The organism is Romboutsia sp. D33t1_170424_H2, from assembly GCF_015669105.1.
Classification (GTDB): Bacteria; Bacillota; Clostridia; order Peptostreptococcales; family Peptostreptococcaceae; genus Romboutsia_C; species Romboutsia_C hominis.
On sequence record NZ_JADOZQ010000006.1, the window covers coordinates 164163 to 180838 of the forward strand.

General features: G+C 28.2%; 11 protein-coding genes, 2 rRNA genes and 1 riboswitch. Of the genes, 2 read left to right on the forward strand and 11 right to left on the reverse strand.

Annotated elements, in window-relative coordinates:
• Nucleotides 1-212 precede the first annotated feature (212 nt).
• On the forward strand, nucleotides 213-548 hold the full coding sequence (locus tag I4U66_RS09245; RefSeq protein WP_195581617.1) for a hypothetical protein: 336 nt from the start codon (nucleotides 213-215) through the stop codon (nucleotides 546-548).
• Between the two features lie 74 nt (nucleotides 549-622).
• Here the strand turns inward: I4U66_RS09245 and adhE are convergent, their stop codons facing one another.
• The gene (gene adhE / locus I4U66_RS09250) at nucleotides 623-3259 is read right to left on the reverse strand and encodes a bifunctional acetaldehyde-CoA/alcohol dehydrogenase (protein WP_166506039.1); all 2637 of its coding nucleotides are present in this window, start codon (nucleotides 3257-3259) and stop codon (nucleotides 623-625) included.
• Nucleotides 3260-3850: 591 nt separating this feature from the next.
• On the opposite strand from adhE, the gene I4U66_RS09255 reads away from it, so the two are divergent.
• A complete protein-coding gene (locus tag I4U66_RS09255; protein WP_166506040.1) occupies nucleotides 3851-4765 on the forward strand; it encodes a manganese-dependent inorganic pyrophosphatase in 915 nt (304 codons plus the stop codon).
• Between the two features lie 288 nt (nucleotides 4766-5053).
• Here I4U66_RS09255 and I4U66_RS09260 read toward each other — a convergent pair whose 3' ends face one another.
• The 10 genes from I4U66_RS09260 to I4U66_RS09305 form a co-directional block, all read right to left on the reverse strand.
• Nucleotides 5054-5578, reverse strand: a complete 525-nt coding sequence (locus tag I4U66_RS09260; RefSeq protein ID WP_092923347.1) for a peptidylprolyl isomerase — start codon at nucleotides 5576-5578, stop codon at nucleotides 5054-5056.
• Nucleotides 5579-5716: 138 nt separating this feature from the next.
• Entirely contained in the window at nucleotides 5717-6310 is a 594-nt protein-coding gene (locus I4U66_RS09265; RefSeq protein ID WP_092923344.1) for an AAA family ATPase, read from the reverse strand.
• A gap of 148 nt (nucleotides 6311-6458) precedes the next feature.
• The gene (locus I4U66_RS09270) at nucleotides 6459-7208 is read right to left on the reverse strand and encodes a patatin-like phospholipase family protein (RefSeq protein ID WP_166506041.1); all 750 of its coding nucleotides are present in this window, start codon (nucleotides 7206-7208) and stop codon (nucleotides 6459-6461) included.
• Between the two features lie 16 nt (nucleotides 7209-7224).
• Nucleotides 7225-8523, reverse strand: a complete 1299-nt coding sequence (locus I4U66_RS09275) for a M18 family aminopeptidase (RefSeq protein WP_166506042.1) — start codon at nucleotides 8521-8523, stop codon at nucleotides 7225-7227.
• A gap of 237 nt (nucleotides 8524-8760) precedes the next feature.
• Nucleotides 8761-10983, reverse strand: a complete 2223-nt coding sequence (locus tag I4U66_RS09280; RefSeq protein WP_092923335.1) for an ATP-dependent helicase — start codon at nucleotides 10981-10983, stop codon at nucleotides 8761-8763.
• A 289-nt stretch (nucleotides 10984-11272) separates the two neighbouring features.
• On the reverse strand, nucleotides 11273-12295 hold the full coding sequence (locus I4U66_RS09285; RefSeq protein WP_092923332.1) for a BMP family lipoprotein: 1023 nt from the start codon (nucleotides 12293-12295) through the stop codon (nucleotides 11273-11275).
• A gap of 518 nt (nucleotides 12296-12813) precedes the next feature.
• Nucleotides 12814-12994, reverse strand: a riboswitch (cobalamin riboswitch).
• A gap of 47 nt (nucleotides 12995-13041) precedes the next feature.
• Complete coding sequence (locus I4U66_RS09290; protein ID WP_092923330.1) at nucleotides 13042-14814, reverse strand: nitric oxide reductase activation-like protein; 1773 nt, start codon at nucleotides 14812-14814, stop codon at nucleotides 13042-13044.
• A gap of 14 nt (nucleotides 14815-14828) precedes the next feature.
• Nucleotides 14829-15761, reverse strand: a complete 933-nt coding sequence (locus I4U66_RS09295; protein WP_092923327.1) for an AAA family ATPase — start codon at nucleotides 15759-15761, stop codon at nucleotides 14829-14831.
• 660 nt (nucleotides 15762-16421) lie between these two features.
• Nucleotides 16422-16538: ribosomal RNA gene (gene rrf, locus I4U66_RS09300) — 5S ribosomal RNA — on the reverse strand.
• A 59-nt stretch (nucleotides 16539-16597) separates the two neighbouring features.
• Nucleotides 16598-16676, reverse strand: a 23S ribosomal RNA gene (locus I4U66_RS09305); the annotation flags it as partial.

Sequence of the window (16676 nt, forward strand, 5' to 3'; positions counted from 1 at the left end):
TTAAAAATATTTTATAAATTTATGTATAGATTAAAGTTATCTGTCCATAATAGTAATATAAAATTAAATATTTAACTCAATCTCCCCCAAATTAAGTCTTCGTTCCCCCAACGAAGGCTTTTTATTTTTCAAAACATTTTACAAATGTATAGTTAGCTATCATTCTATAATGTATAATATATAAAAAAACTTTCGGTAGAAGAGGTTGTAAAATGGTAATTTTCGGTAAATTAAACTTAGATACAGACTTTGAATACAGAGTCATAAGGGAAGAAGAAAATGATTTAGACTTATTTATAGACTTAAACTATCGCAGCTTAGATATTAAACTAGAAGATTCAAATTTCTTTAATTCAAGAGTACAGTTTCCATTTGTTAGGTCTATTATATTAAGATTAAACAAAGAGAGCGATATTATTACTATGCATTTAATGAGAGACATTGATTTATTCTCTGCTTTTGCCAATTTTGAAATTAATATCTCTAATTCTATAATAAGCATAAAAAATGAATATGAAAAAGTTGTTATGTACAAGTCTATAAAATAAAGAGGGAGCCTTAATAAGGCCCCTCTTTATTTTATATTTTAATGTTCAATATACTTTCTTAATTTTTGAACTATTTACTTAGTTTTCTTATCTCCATATATTGTCTTATATATTTCTACTAACTCTGATACTAATGGTTGTCTTGGGTTAGCTGGAGTACATTGGTCATCAAAAGCATCTAATGCTAACTTTTCTATAGCTCCCATATATATTTTTTCTTCTATACCACATTCTCTTATAGTCATTGGCATATTTAATTCTCTCATTAAGTTTCTTATAGCTTCTACTAAGCTCTTAACTCCTTCTTCTGTAGTGTTAGCTTTTAATCCTAACATCTTAGCTATCTCAGCATATTTCTTATCTGCTACAAAAGATTTGTATCTTGGGAATGCAGCAAACTTAGTTGGCATAGATGCATTGTACTCTATTACGTATGGTAATAATATAGCATTTGCTCTACCATGAGGTATATGGAATTCTGATCCTAACTTATGAGCTAATGAATGGTTAATTCCTAAGAATGCATTGGCAAATGCCATCCCTGCCATACAAGATGCATTGTGCATTTTTTCTCTAGCTTCTTTACCTTCTTGAGTATTTGCTCCTTTATATGATTTTGGTAGATATTCAAATACCATTTGTATAGCTTTCATAGCTAAAGCATCTGTATAATCAGTTGCCATTACAGAAACATAAGCTTCTATAGCATGAGTTAATACGTCTAATCCTGTATCTGCAGTAACAGCTGCTGGCACAGACATTACAAATGTAGGATCTATTATAGCTACATCTGGAGTTAACTCATAGTCAGCTAAAGGATATTTAATATTATTAACTTTATCAGTTATAACTGCGAAAGAAGTAACTTCTGAACCAGTTCCTGAAGTAGTTGGTATAGCCACCATCTTGGCTTGTCTTCCTAATTTAGGGAATTTATATATTCTCTTTCTTATATCCATAAACTTAAGTCTTAAATCTTCAAAGTCTGCTTCCGGATTTTCGTAGAATAACCACATACCTTTAGCAGCATCCATTGCAGATCCTCCACCTAAAGCTATTATAGTATCTGGCTTGAACTTTCTCATAGCATCAGCACCATTTAACACTGTATCAACAGATGGATCTGGCTCTACATCAGCAAATACTTCTATCATAACTGGGTTTCTTCTTTTTCTTAAATGATATTGTAATTTTTCAACATATCCTAATTGAACCATCATTCTATCAGTAACTATCATTACTCTCTCAACTTGTGGTAGTTTTTCTAAGTATTGTATAGATCCAACTTCATGATATATTCTTTCAGGTACTTTAAACCATTGCATATTTACTCTTCTCTTAGTAACTTTCTTAAGGTTTATTAAATTTACCGCTGATACATTATCTGTAGTTGAGTTATTACCCATAGATCCACATCCTAGTGTTAATGATGGTGTATTCACGTTATATACATCTCCTATTGCTCCGAAAGTAGATGGCGCATTTACTAATAATCTTCCTGTTCTTACTTTCTCGCTAAATTTTAGTATTATGTCATCATTTTCTGAATGTATAACCGCTGAGTGACCTAATCCACCAAATTCAGTCATTTCTACACATCTTTGTATTCCTTCTTCAGCATTTTTAACTTTTAAGCAAGCAAGTACAGGACTTAACTTTTCTTTTGATAATGGGTAATCCATACCTACACCTTCTATTTCAGCTACTAACATTTTAGCATCTTTAGGTACTTCAAATCCTGCCATTTGAGCTATCTTATAAGGACTTTGCCCAACTATATTAGGATTTAATGTTTTAGTTTCTGGATTTATAACTGTTTTTTCTAATAATTCTCTTTCTTTTTTGTTTACAAAGTAGCAATTGTATCCCTTCATTATATCTACTACTTCATTGTATATTGGCTCTTCTATTATAACTGCTTGCTCTGAAGCACATATCATTCCATTGTCAAATGTTTTTGATAATATTAAATCGTTAACGGCTTGTTTTATATCTGCTGATTTTTCTATAAAACAAGGTACGTTTCCTGCCCCAACCCCTAAGGCTGGTTTACCTGAAGAGTAAGCTGCCTTAACCATTCCAGGTCCACCAGTAGCTAATATTAATGCTACTTTGTTATTTTTCATTAAAGCACTTGATGCTTCTAATGATGGTTCTTCTATCCATTGTATACAATTTTCTGGAGCTCCAGCTTCTATAGCTGCATCTCTTAAAATTCTAGCAGCTTCTGCTGAACATTTTTGAGCTGATGGATGGAAGCTAAATATTATTGGATTTCTTCCTTTTATAGCTATTAATGATTTGAACATTGTTGTTGAAGTTGGATTAGTAACAGGTGTAACACCTGCTATAACTCCTATTGGTTCCGCAACCATCATGTAGTTTTCTTCATCATTTTCTTCTACTACACCAACAGTTTTTGTATATTTTATACTATTATAAACATATTCTGTAGCGAATATATTTTTAGTTACTTTATCTTCAAATATTCCTCTTTCAGTTTCTTCTACTGCCATTTGTGCAAGTTCTATATGCTTATCAAGACCAGCCTTAGCCATAGCTTTTACTATCTTGTCTACCGCTTCTTGGTCTAATTTTAACATTTCCTCTTTAGCCTTATTTCCTTTTGTTACTAAATCGTTTATCATACTTTCTACAGTTATTTCTTGCTTTTCTTTTACATTTTTAACTTTTTTTAAATCTTTAGTCATTATGCTTTCCTCCCAGGCAATTTATATAAAACTGTGTTAGTTATTTAACAAACTATCTATGTTTAGATAATACATCACATAGATAAAACTGTCAATATTTTTTGTTAAATTTTTATCTTATTTGTTTTATGAAATCGTTTTTATAATTTATTTTAATTTTCTACATCTTTATTTATAAGTTTAAATTTATTTTAAAATCTTACTTTAAGTATTTAAAATTCATTTAATTACAATAGTTAATTTTTAATCAAACTATTTATTTTTGCATTTTTACATTAGATCAAATATTATTATAGTAATTTTTAATTTACTTATTTTAATAATATTTCAATATACTATATATTTTCATAGTAATACACTATTTGTTATTGCTATTACTAAAATTGGCAATAATATAATATACTTTTTTAAATTTTTTATTTTTTGAACAATTTTTTTAGTTATTTTGATATAATATCTTTGTTATTAACAAATATATTTATAATGTATATTAAATTTTAGTACTATTAATTATAGATATAGTGTTTTATTCTCTTATATAGAGGTTTATTTTTTAAATTAATACATAATTTTGCGAAAGGAGTTTTTTGTATGACATTATTAGTTTTCGGGCATAAAAATCCAGATACAGATTCTATATGCTCTTCAATTTCGTTAGCTTACCTAAAAAATCAATTAGGTGAAGAAGCTACTGCTTATGCTTTAGGGGAGGTAAGAAAAGAAGCTCAATACGCTTTAAATCACTTCAATGTTGAAGCTCCTCAAATATTAAATATAGATGATTTAACTAATAAAAATGTAGTTTTAGTTGATCACAATGAATACGCTCAAAGTGCAGATGGCATAGAAAATGCTAATATAGTAGAAATAATTGACCACCATAAAATAGGTGGTATAACTACAGATGTACCTATATCATTTAGAGTAATGCCTGTTGGATGTACTTGTACTATAATTTACAACATGTTTAAAGAAAATAATGTTGAGGTTCCAAAACATATAGCTGGACTTTTATTATCTGCTATATTATCAGATACATTATTATTTAAATCTCCAACTACTACAGAAAAAGATAAGTTAGCTTGTGAGGAATTAAGTAAAATAGCTGATGTTGATATGGAAAGCTATGCTATGGATATGTTTAAAGCTGGTACTTCACTAGATGAATACAGCATAGAAGAAATAGTTAATATGGACTTTAAAGAATTTGATATGAGTGGAAAAAGAGTTGGTATAGGTCAAGTATTCACTTTAGATATAGATTCTATATTTGATAAAAAAGATGAATTTTTATCTTATATAAACTCTACTGATTACGATATGTTAGTTCTTGCTATAACTGACATAATAAAAGAAGGTTCTTACCTAATATACAAAGCTGAAGATAAAGTAATATCTGAAGCATTTAATGTTGAAGCTCATCAAGGAGTATTTGCTGAGGGTGTAGTTTCTAGAAAGAAACAATTAGTTCCAAATTTAACTTCTGCTATTAAGAATAATTTATAATAATAAATAAAAAGTATTTATAATGATTTTATAATCTTTTATAAATACTTTTTTGTTTACTATAATATATTTAATATATAGAAAAAGGAGCTATCTTTAATATAGATTAGCTCCTTTTTCATATGTTATAAATTTAAATCGTCTACTTATAAATAATGTAGATTAATAAAATGGTTTAATTTCTGTATTTTGTGTGTTTTGTGTGTTTCGGTTAGGATTAAACCTTATAATATTTTAAAATAATTTAGTTAGATTGTAAATAGTTATTTTTTACCTTTTAGAAACTAACTAGCATTTTTCAACATCTGAATAATCTTTTCCAAATGTCTCCACTGTTACAGACTTCATAATTTGAGGAGTCTTAGGCTTGTCAGCTCTATCTGTCGCAGTTGTAGCTATTTCATTAACAACGTCCATTCCTTCTATTACTCTACCAAATGCAGCATATTGTCCATCTAAATGTGGAGAATTTTTATGCATTATGAAAAATTGTGATCCAGCTGAGTTTGGAGCCATAGTTCTAGCCATAGATAATACTCCAGCTTCATGCTTTAAGTTATTAGTGAATCCATTTCCTCTGAATTCTCCCTTTATAGAATATCCTGGTCCACCCATTCCATTTCCATTAGGGCATCCACCTTGTATCATAAATCCTTCTATTACTCTGTGGAACCCTACTCCGTTGTAGAATCCTTGGTTTACTAGTGTTACAAAGTTTTTAACTGTGTTAGGAGCTATATTGGGATATAATTCAGCTACTATTTTCTTTCCATTTTCCATTTCTATAGTTACTATTGGGTTTTTAGTTTCCATTTTTTTAATTCCTTTCTTCTTATCTTTATGTATTTTCTATTTATTATTATATACTAACTTTGAAATAATTCTCTACATATTTGAATTATAAAGTAATTATTTTTGTATAAGTAAAATAAGCTACTATATAATAGTAGCTTATTTTTCTTCTCCATCTAATTGTGGAGTATCTTGATATTTTATATCTAATAACTCTAATATTTGCTTAGCTCTTTCTTTTGTAGAGCCTTTAACTTCTACAAAGTTTACATTCTCAGCTTTTAAGAAACTTAATATAGCTTCATCTATTTTAAGAGCGATTTCTTCATCTTGCCATCTTACACCATCTTGCACATATCCAAACTCTCGTGGCACATATATTATAGTGTCATAGTTTTGTATATCTTCTATTGCTAGACAGTATAAATCTTTAAGTATTTGTATTTCTTTTTTACTTCTTTCCTTATTTCCTAACATAAATCTTCCATATATGTAAGGTACGAAAGTAGCATAGTCTGTTAGAGCATAATCAAATGTTGATAACTCATCTTCTATTCTCTTTTGCCCTAAGTATATTCCGTATTGTTCAGATATAGTCTCTATCATACCCTTATCTTTTAAATAATCAGTTGAGTATTCTAAAGCATATCCTACATTTAATCCTGCTATTTTCATTTCAACGTATAGGTGTTGTATTAGTGTAGTTTTACCACATCTAGGCCCACCTAAAACTGCTATTCTCTTAGTTGCCATTATTTATATCAACTCCATAATTTATATTCTTTTTAAGGAACTTTTATATTATACTAATATTTAGCAGTTTATTCAATGTTTTTGATACAATTCTATATATTTACATAGAAATGTTCATATTTTAATATTTACTCTAAAAAGAACTATTTTATATGTGCATAGAAAAATTCTTTCCTATTTCATATCCTTCATTGTATATTTTTTTACAAAATTCTTTTTCAAATCTTAATGTAGCATTTTTTTCAAAAGGTTTTTTAGGCTTTATTATAAAAATATTGTCTTTACCAAATTTATCGCTTATTTCTGCAGGTAGTTCATATTCTGTATGTGTATCTATTATTATTATTTTATCTAAGTCTTGTTCTACTAATGGCTGTATTAATGTATTATTAACTAATCCTCCATCAAGATTAAATCCATCATATAGCCCTTCACTTACATCTTTCATAAACTGCTGTCCTAGCGGTAAAGTTGCTTTTGGGTTACATGGTAATAAAGAACTATACTTAATACTTTCTAAAGCTTTAGACTTATCTACATCTTTTATATTCATTACCTTTTCATTTAGATTTTTATTTTTTATTTCTATATAATTAACATAAAAGTCTATTTCCGCTTCTTTACTTACTTCTAAAGTTTTTAATCCTTCTATCACATAAGAATTATCCACAGTATTATCTATTATTTTGATATCGTTTGCAGGATCTATTTCTATATTTGTCCACATATCCTCTAACTTTTCAACATTTCCTGTGAATATATAATATCCATTAATTGCTCCTATAGATGTTCCCGATATTGCACTAAAATCTAACCCTCTGTCATAAAGAGCCTTTATAACTCCTGCTTGATAAGCTCCTTTAGCTCCTCCTCCAGAAAGGCATAATCCTATTTTCATCTGTCTCATCTCCTATTTATATTTCATAAAATTTATTAAATGTCTTATATATACTATAATGATCTTTTACACTTCCTAATTCTCTTATAGAGTGCATTGCAAGTATTGGTGAACCTACATCAACAGATGGTATATCTATATGTGTTGATGAAATTGGCCCTATAGTACTTCCTCCTCTTTCATCTGATCTATTTACAAATTCTTGATACTTAACGTTAGCTTCTTTGCATATAGCTTTGTATATAGATATTGAGCTGGCATCACTTGTATATGCTTGATTTGCATTTATCTTTATAACTGGTCCTTTACCCATTACTGGTTTGTTTGTTGGGTCATGCTTTTCTCCTAAGTTTGGATGCACTGCATGTGCTAAATCAGCTGATATAATAAATGAAGAATATAATGCTGTAAAGAATTCTTCTCTTGATTTACCTAAAGATATACATATTCTTTCTAGTATGTTTAATAACATATTAGAATCTGCACCTTGTTTAGTAGAACTTCCTACTTCTTCATTATCAAATACAGCTACTAAATTTACACCATTTTTACCATTAGCATTTATAAGTGCATGTAAACTAGCATGTGCCATTGATAAATTATCTAATCTGCTTGTTGATATAAACTCCTCATTAGGACCCATTAAAGAACCTTTTTCATATTCATATAAGAATAAATCAAAGTCTAATATTTCTTCCTTATTTATACCTAGTGACTTACTTATTTCATTTATTAAGAAGTTATCTTTTTCTAAACTTTCGTTTATAAGACCTACTAAAGGTAACATATCCTTTTGTTTATTTAGTGCATATCCATCATTTACTCCTCTATTTAAATGAATAGCTATATTTGGTATGATACATATTGGTTTATTTATATTTACCATTTTTTCTACTGGATTTAATATACTTTCTCCCTTTAATACAACCCTTCCAGCTATGGCTAAAGGTCTATCTAACCAAGTATTTAATATTGGTCCACCATAGCATTCAGTATTTAATTTTAAGTATGTACCTTCAGAACACATTTCAGCATTTGGCTTTATTCTAAATGTAGGTGAGTCAGTATGAGAACCTACTATTCTAAATCCTTCTTTTTCTATGTTATTAGAGTTAACCTCAAAGGCTATTATAGCAGAAGAATTCTTTGTTACATAATACTTCCCATTTACTTCTATGTTCCATATATCATCTAATTTTAATTCTTTAAAGTTATTATCCTCTAAAAGCTTTATAGATGTTTCTACTGCTTGAAATGATGTTGGACTTTTATAAATAAAATCTATTAAATCTTTAGCAAATCTCTTTTGTTCCATTTTGTAGCCTCCCTAGTAAATGTAAATTAATGTATTTCTACATTATAAATATATTATAATACTAATTTTCCCAATCTTAAACAGAGTATTTTAATCTTTAAAATAAAGATTTACTATATTTATATTTGTCATTAACTTAGTGAGTTCTAATGTGTTATATAGTTAACCTAAGCTTTTTAAATATATTATTTAAATAAAAATAAAGGATATATAAATATATCCTTTATTTTTTATTTACTATAATACATCTAATGTTGTGTATTCTTTATTTATTTTTTTAATTCCTTGTTCTTTAAATGCTATTGTAACATCAGAGCCCATCATACCAACAACAGTACCTTCTCCAAATTTTGGATGATGTACCTTTGCTCCTAGCTTTATATCATCTATATCAGTTTCTTTTTTAGTATCTTTTATAGTCGCATTTACTTTTTTAGCAACTGTGGACTTATTCATAGTGTTCATATATTTTTGTTTGTACTTATCTAATACATTATAATTAGCCTTTGAGTAAGTTAATTCTTTTTCTACTTTGTTAAGCTTCTCTATACATTGTTCTGGTAATTCTTCCATAAATCTAGATGCTATTGATGGATTAGTTTTTCCATATAAAGTTCTTCTTTGAGTTAATGTCATATAAAGAACTTCTTTTGCTCTTGTTATACCAACATAGCAAAGTCTTCTTTCTTCTTCTATATCTGACTCACTCATTGACCTTACAGCTCTAGATATTGGGAATAATCCCTCTTCCATACCAATTAAGAATACAACAGGGAATTCTAGCCCTTTTGATGTGTGTATAGTCATTAATGATACTTTTTCTATCTCTTCATCTTCACTAGATTCAGATGAAAGTGCAACACCTGTTAAGAATGTTTGTAAATCTTTTTCTTCGCTACTTTGCTCAAATTCTAATGCTATAGATATAAACTCTTTTAGATTATCAATTCTATCTTGAGCTTCTTCACTTTTGTCCTTAGATAGCTCATCTATATATCCTGTAGTCTCTAATACTTTCTCTATAAGCTTACTTACAGGATATACTTCTTTTATAGTTCTAAGTGTTCCTACTGTATCAACAAATCCATTTATACTATTTTTAGCTTTTGTTGATATATCTGAATTTGTATCTATATCTATTAGTACAGAGTACATACTCTCTTGCTTTAAACTAGCTCTATCTTCTATTTTTTCTATAGTTCTAAGACCTATACCTCTTCTAGGTACGTTTATTATCCTCTTTAAAGATATATCATCTTGAGGATTTTGTATAACCCTTAAATATGCTAGTAAATCTTTTATTTCTTTTCTTTCATAGAATTTTGTTCCACCATATATATTATATGGTATTTGGCTTCTATTAAGTGCATCTTCTACTGGACGAGCCTGAGCATTAGCTCTATAAAGTACAGCAAAGTCCTTATAAGTTCTACCTTGCTCTCTTGCTATTTTAGCTATCATATCTGCAACAAAATCAGATTCATTTATTTCATTTTCAGATAGTTGTATCTTTATTAGCTCTCCTTCTTTTTTCTCACTCCAAAGTTTCTTTCTTTTTCTTTCTATATTATTAGATATAACAGTATTTGCTGCATCTAGTATAACTTGAGTAGATCTATAGTTTTGTTCTAGCTTAACAACATGAACATCATCATAGTCTCTTTCAAACTCAAGTATATTTCTTATATCCGCACCTCTCCATCCATATATACTTTGGTCATCATCTCCAACAACACATATATTTTGATGTTCCTTTGCTAATAATTTTATTAGTTCATATTGAGCTTTACTTGTATCTTGATACTCATCTACCATTATATATTTAAATCTACTTCTATAAAATTCTAAAACTTCTTCTTCAGATTTTAAAAGTTCTACTGTTTTATATATTAAATCATCAAAATCTAAAGCACTATTTCTTTTTAAACGATCTTGATATAGTGCATATACATCTGCAATCTTACTCATTCTATTATCATGTCTATGCATATCTTTAAATTGTGATGGGCTATACAGCTTATCTTTTGCCCCTGATATTGTACTTATTATTACCTTAGGTTCAAATACTTTATCACTTAAATTTAACTCTTTTAAACAGTCCTTTACTAAGGTAACTTGGTCAGCACTATCATATATAACAAAACTTCTATTGTATCCGATTCTATTTATATCTTTTCTTAGTATACGCACACAGCAAGAGTGGAAAGTACTTATCCACATTTCCTTTGTATCTGTTCCTAAAGTTTCCTCTACTCTCTCTCTCATTTCATTAGCAGCTTTATTTGTAAATGTTATTGCTAATATATTTGGGGCTTGTACACCTTTATCTTCTATAAGATGTGCTATTCTCGTTGTTAAAACTCTAGTTTTCCCTGACCCAGCTCCAGCTAGTATAAGTACCGGTCCTTCTGTTTTTTCTACAGCTTCTCTCTGGGCAGGATTTAATGTATCTAAATTCATAATTTTCCTCCTGTCGCTATTCCTATAACTATATTTTAATCTATAATAAATATTTATTCAAACTTTAAATCAGTCCTATATTTTGATAATCTCCATAATCTAATTATTCTAAAATGGATATTATAAAAATATAATTTATTTATTAAATGAAATTATACTATACCATACTTTATATTATTCTTGTATTTTATTTAAAATAAATAGGCTATCTAAAAATAATAATCCTTGCAATTTATACTTTCTTAAGTTACAAGTTATTATTTTAAATAGCCATTTTATATCTTATGTATTATTTTACTTCTAATTTTCCTTCTATTATATCCTCTGCTTTTTTGTTAACATAATCAATTATTTCTTTAGGTACATTTTTACCAGTACTTGGTGCTATCCCAACTGCCTCTTCTTTTAATCCATAAACTACAGCTTTTCCGCCTTCAAATTTTCCTTCTTTTATCTTTGATATTGTATCAAAAACACCAATATCAACTCTTTTCATAGCTGAAGTTATTACATTGTCAGGAGCTAAATTATTTTGGTCCATATCTACTCCTATAGCATACTTATCTTTTTCTTTAGCTGACTCTATCGCACCAGTTCCAACACCACCTGCAGCTGAGAATATTACATCTACTTTATTATTATACATTTGATTAGCTATAGACTTTCCTAAGCTAGCATCATCAAAGGAATTTGCATATTGAGATAAATACTCTACATCTTTATTTTCCGACTTTACCCCAGCTTTAAATCCCTCTTCAAATCTTGTTATATTTGGTATTTCCATACCACCTATAAATCCAACTTTATTAGTTTCACTCATCTTAGATGCTATTATACCTACTAAATATGCTGCCTCTCTTTCATCAAAAGTCATACATATCATATTGTCTGGTATTTCTTGTCCCTCTTCTTCATAATTATGATCAATTATGACAAACTGTCTATCTGGATAAAGTTTTGCTGCATTTAACATTGATTCTGCTGTTGTATATCCAACACCTATAATTACATCACGTTCTTGGTCTATAAAGGTTTCTATATTAGGTGCATAATCTGCATCTTGGTTTGACTCCAAGTATGAGCCATCTATACCTAGTTCTGATTTTGCCTTTTCTAATCCTTCTAATGATGATTGATTAAAGCTTTGGTCATTAGCCCCACCTTCTCCAAGCACTATTCCTACAGAAAATTTTTCTTCGTCACCTTTCATGTTTTTGCTACCTTCTTTTGAGTCATTACTACATCCAATCATGCTTAAAGACATAATCCCTACTATTGCTGTAAATATTAATCTCTTCTTTAACTTTAACATATACTAAATCTCCCCCTGATAAATTATGTTTACACATAAATTGTATTATATGTCTTTACACATGTAAACAATTTATGTTAAATAAAAAATTTACTTCGCTCATATCACTTATGGCTTCATGTATTTTTTAATATTTTTACATTTTCATACTAATTAATGTGTATTATCAATATGAATTATCTACATTTTTATTCTTAATATAAGATCATTACATAAAAAAATAAGCCCTTAAATGTAATAAGGGCTTTTTAAGCATAAAGCTTTAGATATAAAATTTATATTAAATTTAGGCTTAAGGCAAATTAATTTTAAGACTTATACATTACAAGTCTCTTTTTAATGCAAACTATCTTGCATAGCTTAATCTTATATACTTCATCTATTTAAAATATTTCTTAATATCATTTATATAAAATTTTAAACTTTTCACAATAAAAAAGCCTAATCCACAGGGATTAGACTTTATCTACATAAATAACTATATAAGTAGCTTAAAGACATTCTCCATCCCCGAAGAAATCATTTAATATTATTAGGCAGGTCTCCTGACTTAGCTTCATTTTACTCTTTCTCCTTCCCATAATCTAATATTACAGTGGTTTTAGAAATTTCATCAGCATCACAGTAGCGGGGGCTGTAGAGGATTTTAACCTCTTTCCCTATTAATCTTATATTAAGAACCTATAATATATACTTTTCTATATTAAATTATATTCGCTATATATTTTAATATTCCTTTTATTTTTCTAATTTCTTATTATCTTTTTTAAATACATGGAAACCACATCAGAAAACCTCTGGATGTCTTTAGTATATATGAAGTCTTTACCATATATAATTTTTTCTACTTCTAAATCTATTTCTTTTCCTGTAAATACTCCTAGTACCATTATTCCCTTTTGCCTAGCTTTTCTTACTTCTGATGCAGTATCTTTTGCTCCAATCATACCTTTATAAGACATTTCTCCTCTTATACTTCTTTCCCTGTCTTTACCTATCTTTATGTCATTCGGTCTTCCATCACTTAATACAATTAAGATTTTATTTTCTTCTTCTCTTTCTAATAATCCTTCACAAATAGATTTTATGGCTAGTCCATCTCTATTATTTCCAGCACAAAAATATTCAAATATGTTCTCATTATTGGTTATTTTATCTTCATAGTCTCTAAATCTTTTTAATATAGTGTAATCCATAAGGCTTGAGAATCCCATAACTCTATTTGGTATACCAGCCTTAGTTAAAGCTGTTGATATTATATATGCTTGTATCGCTACATTGGCTTGATTTCTAGTTTGAGACCCACTAGAATCTAAAAGTATATCTATTACATACCTACCTTTCTCATTTTCAATATCTTTGTAGAAAATTTTATTATTATTGCTTCTAGTTGCTCTCCATGCCCTATTTGCATATATAGTACCACTATCACAATAAACTCTACTTTTCTCATTTTCTTCTATTAATATTCTCAATAGAGTTTCCTTTAATTTTAATATATTCCTTTTATATATTTTTATGTTTTCTCTAAATTTACGAGTATTATTTTCTTTTTGTCTAGTTGCATATTTTATCTGAGCTATATTACTACATTCACTTCTTAATACTCCATCTGTAAAATGTACTCTACATCCCTCATGAACCCCTCTACAACATTTGCTTTCTATTTTTTTTAATTCTAAGTCACCTATATATGATTTCCCGTAGTAATGCTCTATTTTCTTATATATCTTATTTAAAGTTTCCTCATCAACATATAGTACATTGTTAGAACTATGTTTTGAGCCTTTAATATCAACTTCTCCTAAGCTTTCAATTAACATAGATGATGATATCTCGCTTATTTGATTTTCTATAGTTTTACTGTATTCATTATCATAAAGTTCTTCATACATAAAATCTGAAAATGTGTCAAAATCTATATTTGAATTTATTATTCTTTCATTTTCATAGTTTTCATTATCATATTTATTTGAAGTATCATTAAAATAATTTATATAAATTTCATCTATTCCCCTAAGTATTTCAACTATATTTTCATTAAGATTAATTTCATTTATTTTATTTACTATCCTTCTACTTAGTCCGTCTATAGTTGGATGTTTTCCCATCCTTTCTAAAACTAAAAAGTATTTTATTTTTTGTAGTATTTCTTCATTATGTATTTTACTAAAACCTGATAAAATATCTTTGTAAGCACTTAATCTTATATCTTCAATACCTGGTCTTTCCTTTATAATCTTTTCTTCAACTAACCTATCTAATGTTATATGCAATAAATCAGATATAACATCAATATCATATCCCATTTTAGCTCTACTTAATAAGTATCTTTTTACTAAGATCCAATCTATGTATTTATGCCTTCCTCCTGCCATCGTAGCAAAATACAAGGCGATATCTTTAGATGAATATTCATTTTTAGATATTTGAATATCATCATTATAATCTCCTGCTACAGTCCAAGATAGATTGCTAATTCTATTTTCAAATTCATAATTCCCATATACCCATTTCATAATTATTTCCTACTTTAATATGTATTTATTTTAGGAAATATATCTTTAGTTTCCCATTTATCTGGTATTCTAGTCTTTATAATATCTCCTACAATCTCTTTCTCATATACATCAAATGTTTTACTTGTTACTCCCATATTAACCGCTAAAGATGGTTTTAATCCTCTTCTGATAGCTTTTAGTGATCCTATTAATCCTCTCAAATCTACTGATTTACTAGATATTTCTCCATTTTGTGATTTTAATTGTAAGTCTAAGAATATACCTCCAAATTGGATTAATTTTTCTTCATCTGCATCCTCAAATTCTTTTTTTAATATTAGCATTAATTTTTCTTCTTCTACAGCAGGTATATCTATGACCATAAACCTAGAAACTAGTGCCTCATTTAATTCTTTTGTCCCTGCATATTCATAATTCATAGTTCCTATAAATCTCGTTGCATCATGAAGATTTATTCTTTCATATCCAGGTACATCTATTACTCTTCTATAATCTAACGCTGAATGTAGTACTGCAATTGCATCATTTTTAGCCATATTTATTTCATCAAATATACCAAATCCCCCATTTATAGCACATTCATATACTGAGCCTCTTCTTAACTTAACTTCATTATCTATAAATGTATCTGTACCTATTAAAGTTGTACTATCTGTATTTATATGGAACGATGTATTCCACTGAGGTCTTCCAAATAACTCTGATAAATTATCTGCTAGTAGATTTTTTCCTGTCGCCTTTGGGCCAGATAATAGTATGTTTTCTCCCTCTAATATAGCTGATATAGCCATATTCCATATATCTTTTCCATAAAAATACTTAGTCGAATCTGATATCCTATGTTTAAGATTCTCATCTATTTTATAGAATTCTTTAAACTTTATTGCATCATTTATTAATTTTTCGTCTACACCTTGGTTTAATAAACTTACTATTATACCCATAGTCAGTCCCCCTTGTCTTTGTTATATACTATAATATTAGCATATAATCTATAATCTGATATAATATTTTATCCTTACACTACCTTGTTAATTTATCTAAAATTTACTTAAATACCTTACGTTTAAATACTTTGACTGTTTTATGGATTTAAAATTACTTAATATCTAAATTATCTCAATTCTTTATTAGAACAAAATAAAATTTTATTAAAAAATAAGAGGCTTAGTATATAACCTAACCCCCTACTTATTTTTATTTATAATCCGTACTTACATAAAATATAGTCTACAAACTTTCCATTTTCATAGAATAATTCTCCATCAGCATATATATTACTACAACTTCTTATATCACATAACTTATCCCAATACAGTGATTATTTATTTTTGACTGCTGCCTCTAACATAAAATCCCCTATTACCATATAAATAATTCCTTCTATCTTTTCATAAAATAGCATATTTGAAGTGAATTTTTCATACCATAATTTGTGCTTATTGTCTTACCGTTTTTTACTTCTGCTAAATAATTTGCTAATAACTTATCTAATTTATTTAACCTTTTTAAATATCATAACAGTAAACTTATAAAATAAAAAAGAGATAGCCTTAAATAGCTATCTATACATATCTAATATTTTATAAAATAAAAAAAAGATTACGTGGCTACGTCTTACTCTCCCAGGAGGTCGCCCCCCAAGTACCATCAGCGCTAAAGAGCTTAACTTCTGTGTTCGGTATGGGAACAGGTGTATCCTCTTTGCTATAATAACCACATAATCTTTACCTTTTAGAGTTAATACTCTGAAAACTGTATATCATTTAGTTAATGATTTTTGGTCAAGTCCTCGACCTATTAGTATCGATAAGCTAAATACATTACTGCACTTACACCTTCGACCTATCAACCAGGTA

Excerpts from the sequence above, each read along its gene's own strand:
- I4U66_RS09285 (WP_092923332.1), bottom strand. The coding sequence starts at position 12,295 with ATGTTAAAGTTAAAGAAGAGATTAATATTTACAGCAATAGTAGGGATT.
- I4U66_RS09290 (WP_092923330.1), bottom strand. The coding sequence starts at position 14,814 with ATGAAATGGGTATATGGGAATTATGAATTTGAAAATAGAATTAGCAAT.
- I4U66_RS09260 (WP_092923347.1), bottom strand. The coding sequence starts at position 5,578 with ATGGAAACTAAAAACCCAATAGTAACTATAGAAATGGAAAATGGAAAG.
- I4U66_RS09275 (WP_166506042.1), bottom strand. The coding sequence starts at position 8,523 with ATGGAACAAAAGAGATTTGCTAAAGATTTAATAGATTTTATTTATAAA.
- I4U66_RS09245 (WP_195581617.1), top strand. The coding sequence starts at position 213 with ATGGTAATTTTCGGTAAATTAAACTTAGATACAGACTTTGAATACAGA.
- I4U66_RS09270 (WP_166506041.1), bottom strand. The coding sequence starts at position 7,208 with ATGAAAATAGGATTATGCCTTTCTGGAGGAGGAGCTAAAGGAGCTTAT.
- I4U66_RS09295 (WP_092923327.1), bottom strand. The coding sequence starts at position 15,761 with ATGGGTATAATAGTAAGTTTATTAAACCAAGGTGTAGACGAAAAATTA.
- I4U66_RS09255 (WP_166506040.1), top strand. The coding sequence starts at position 3,851 with ATGACATTATTAGTTTTCGGGCATAAAAATCCAGATACAGATTCTATA.
- I4U66_RS09265 (WP_092923344.1), bottom strand. The coding sequence starts at position 6,310 with ATGGCAACTAAGAGAATAGCAGTTTTAGGTGGGCCTAGATGTGGTAAA.
- adhE (WP_166506039.1), bottom strand. The coding sequence starts at position 3,259 with ATGACTAAAGATTTAAAAAAAGTTAAAAATGTAAAAGAAAAGCAAGAA.
- I4U66_RS09280 (WP_092923335.1), bottom strand. The coding sequence starts at position 10,983 with ATGAATTTAGATACATTAAATCCTGCCCAGAGAGAAGCTGTAGAAAAA.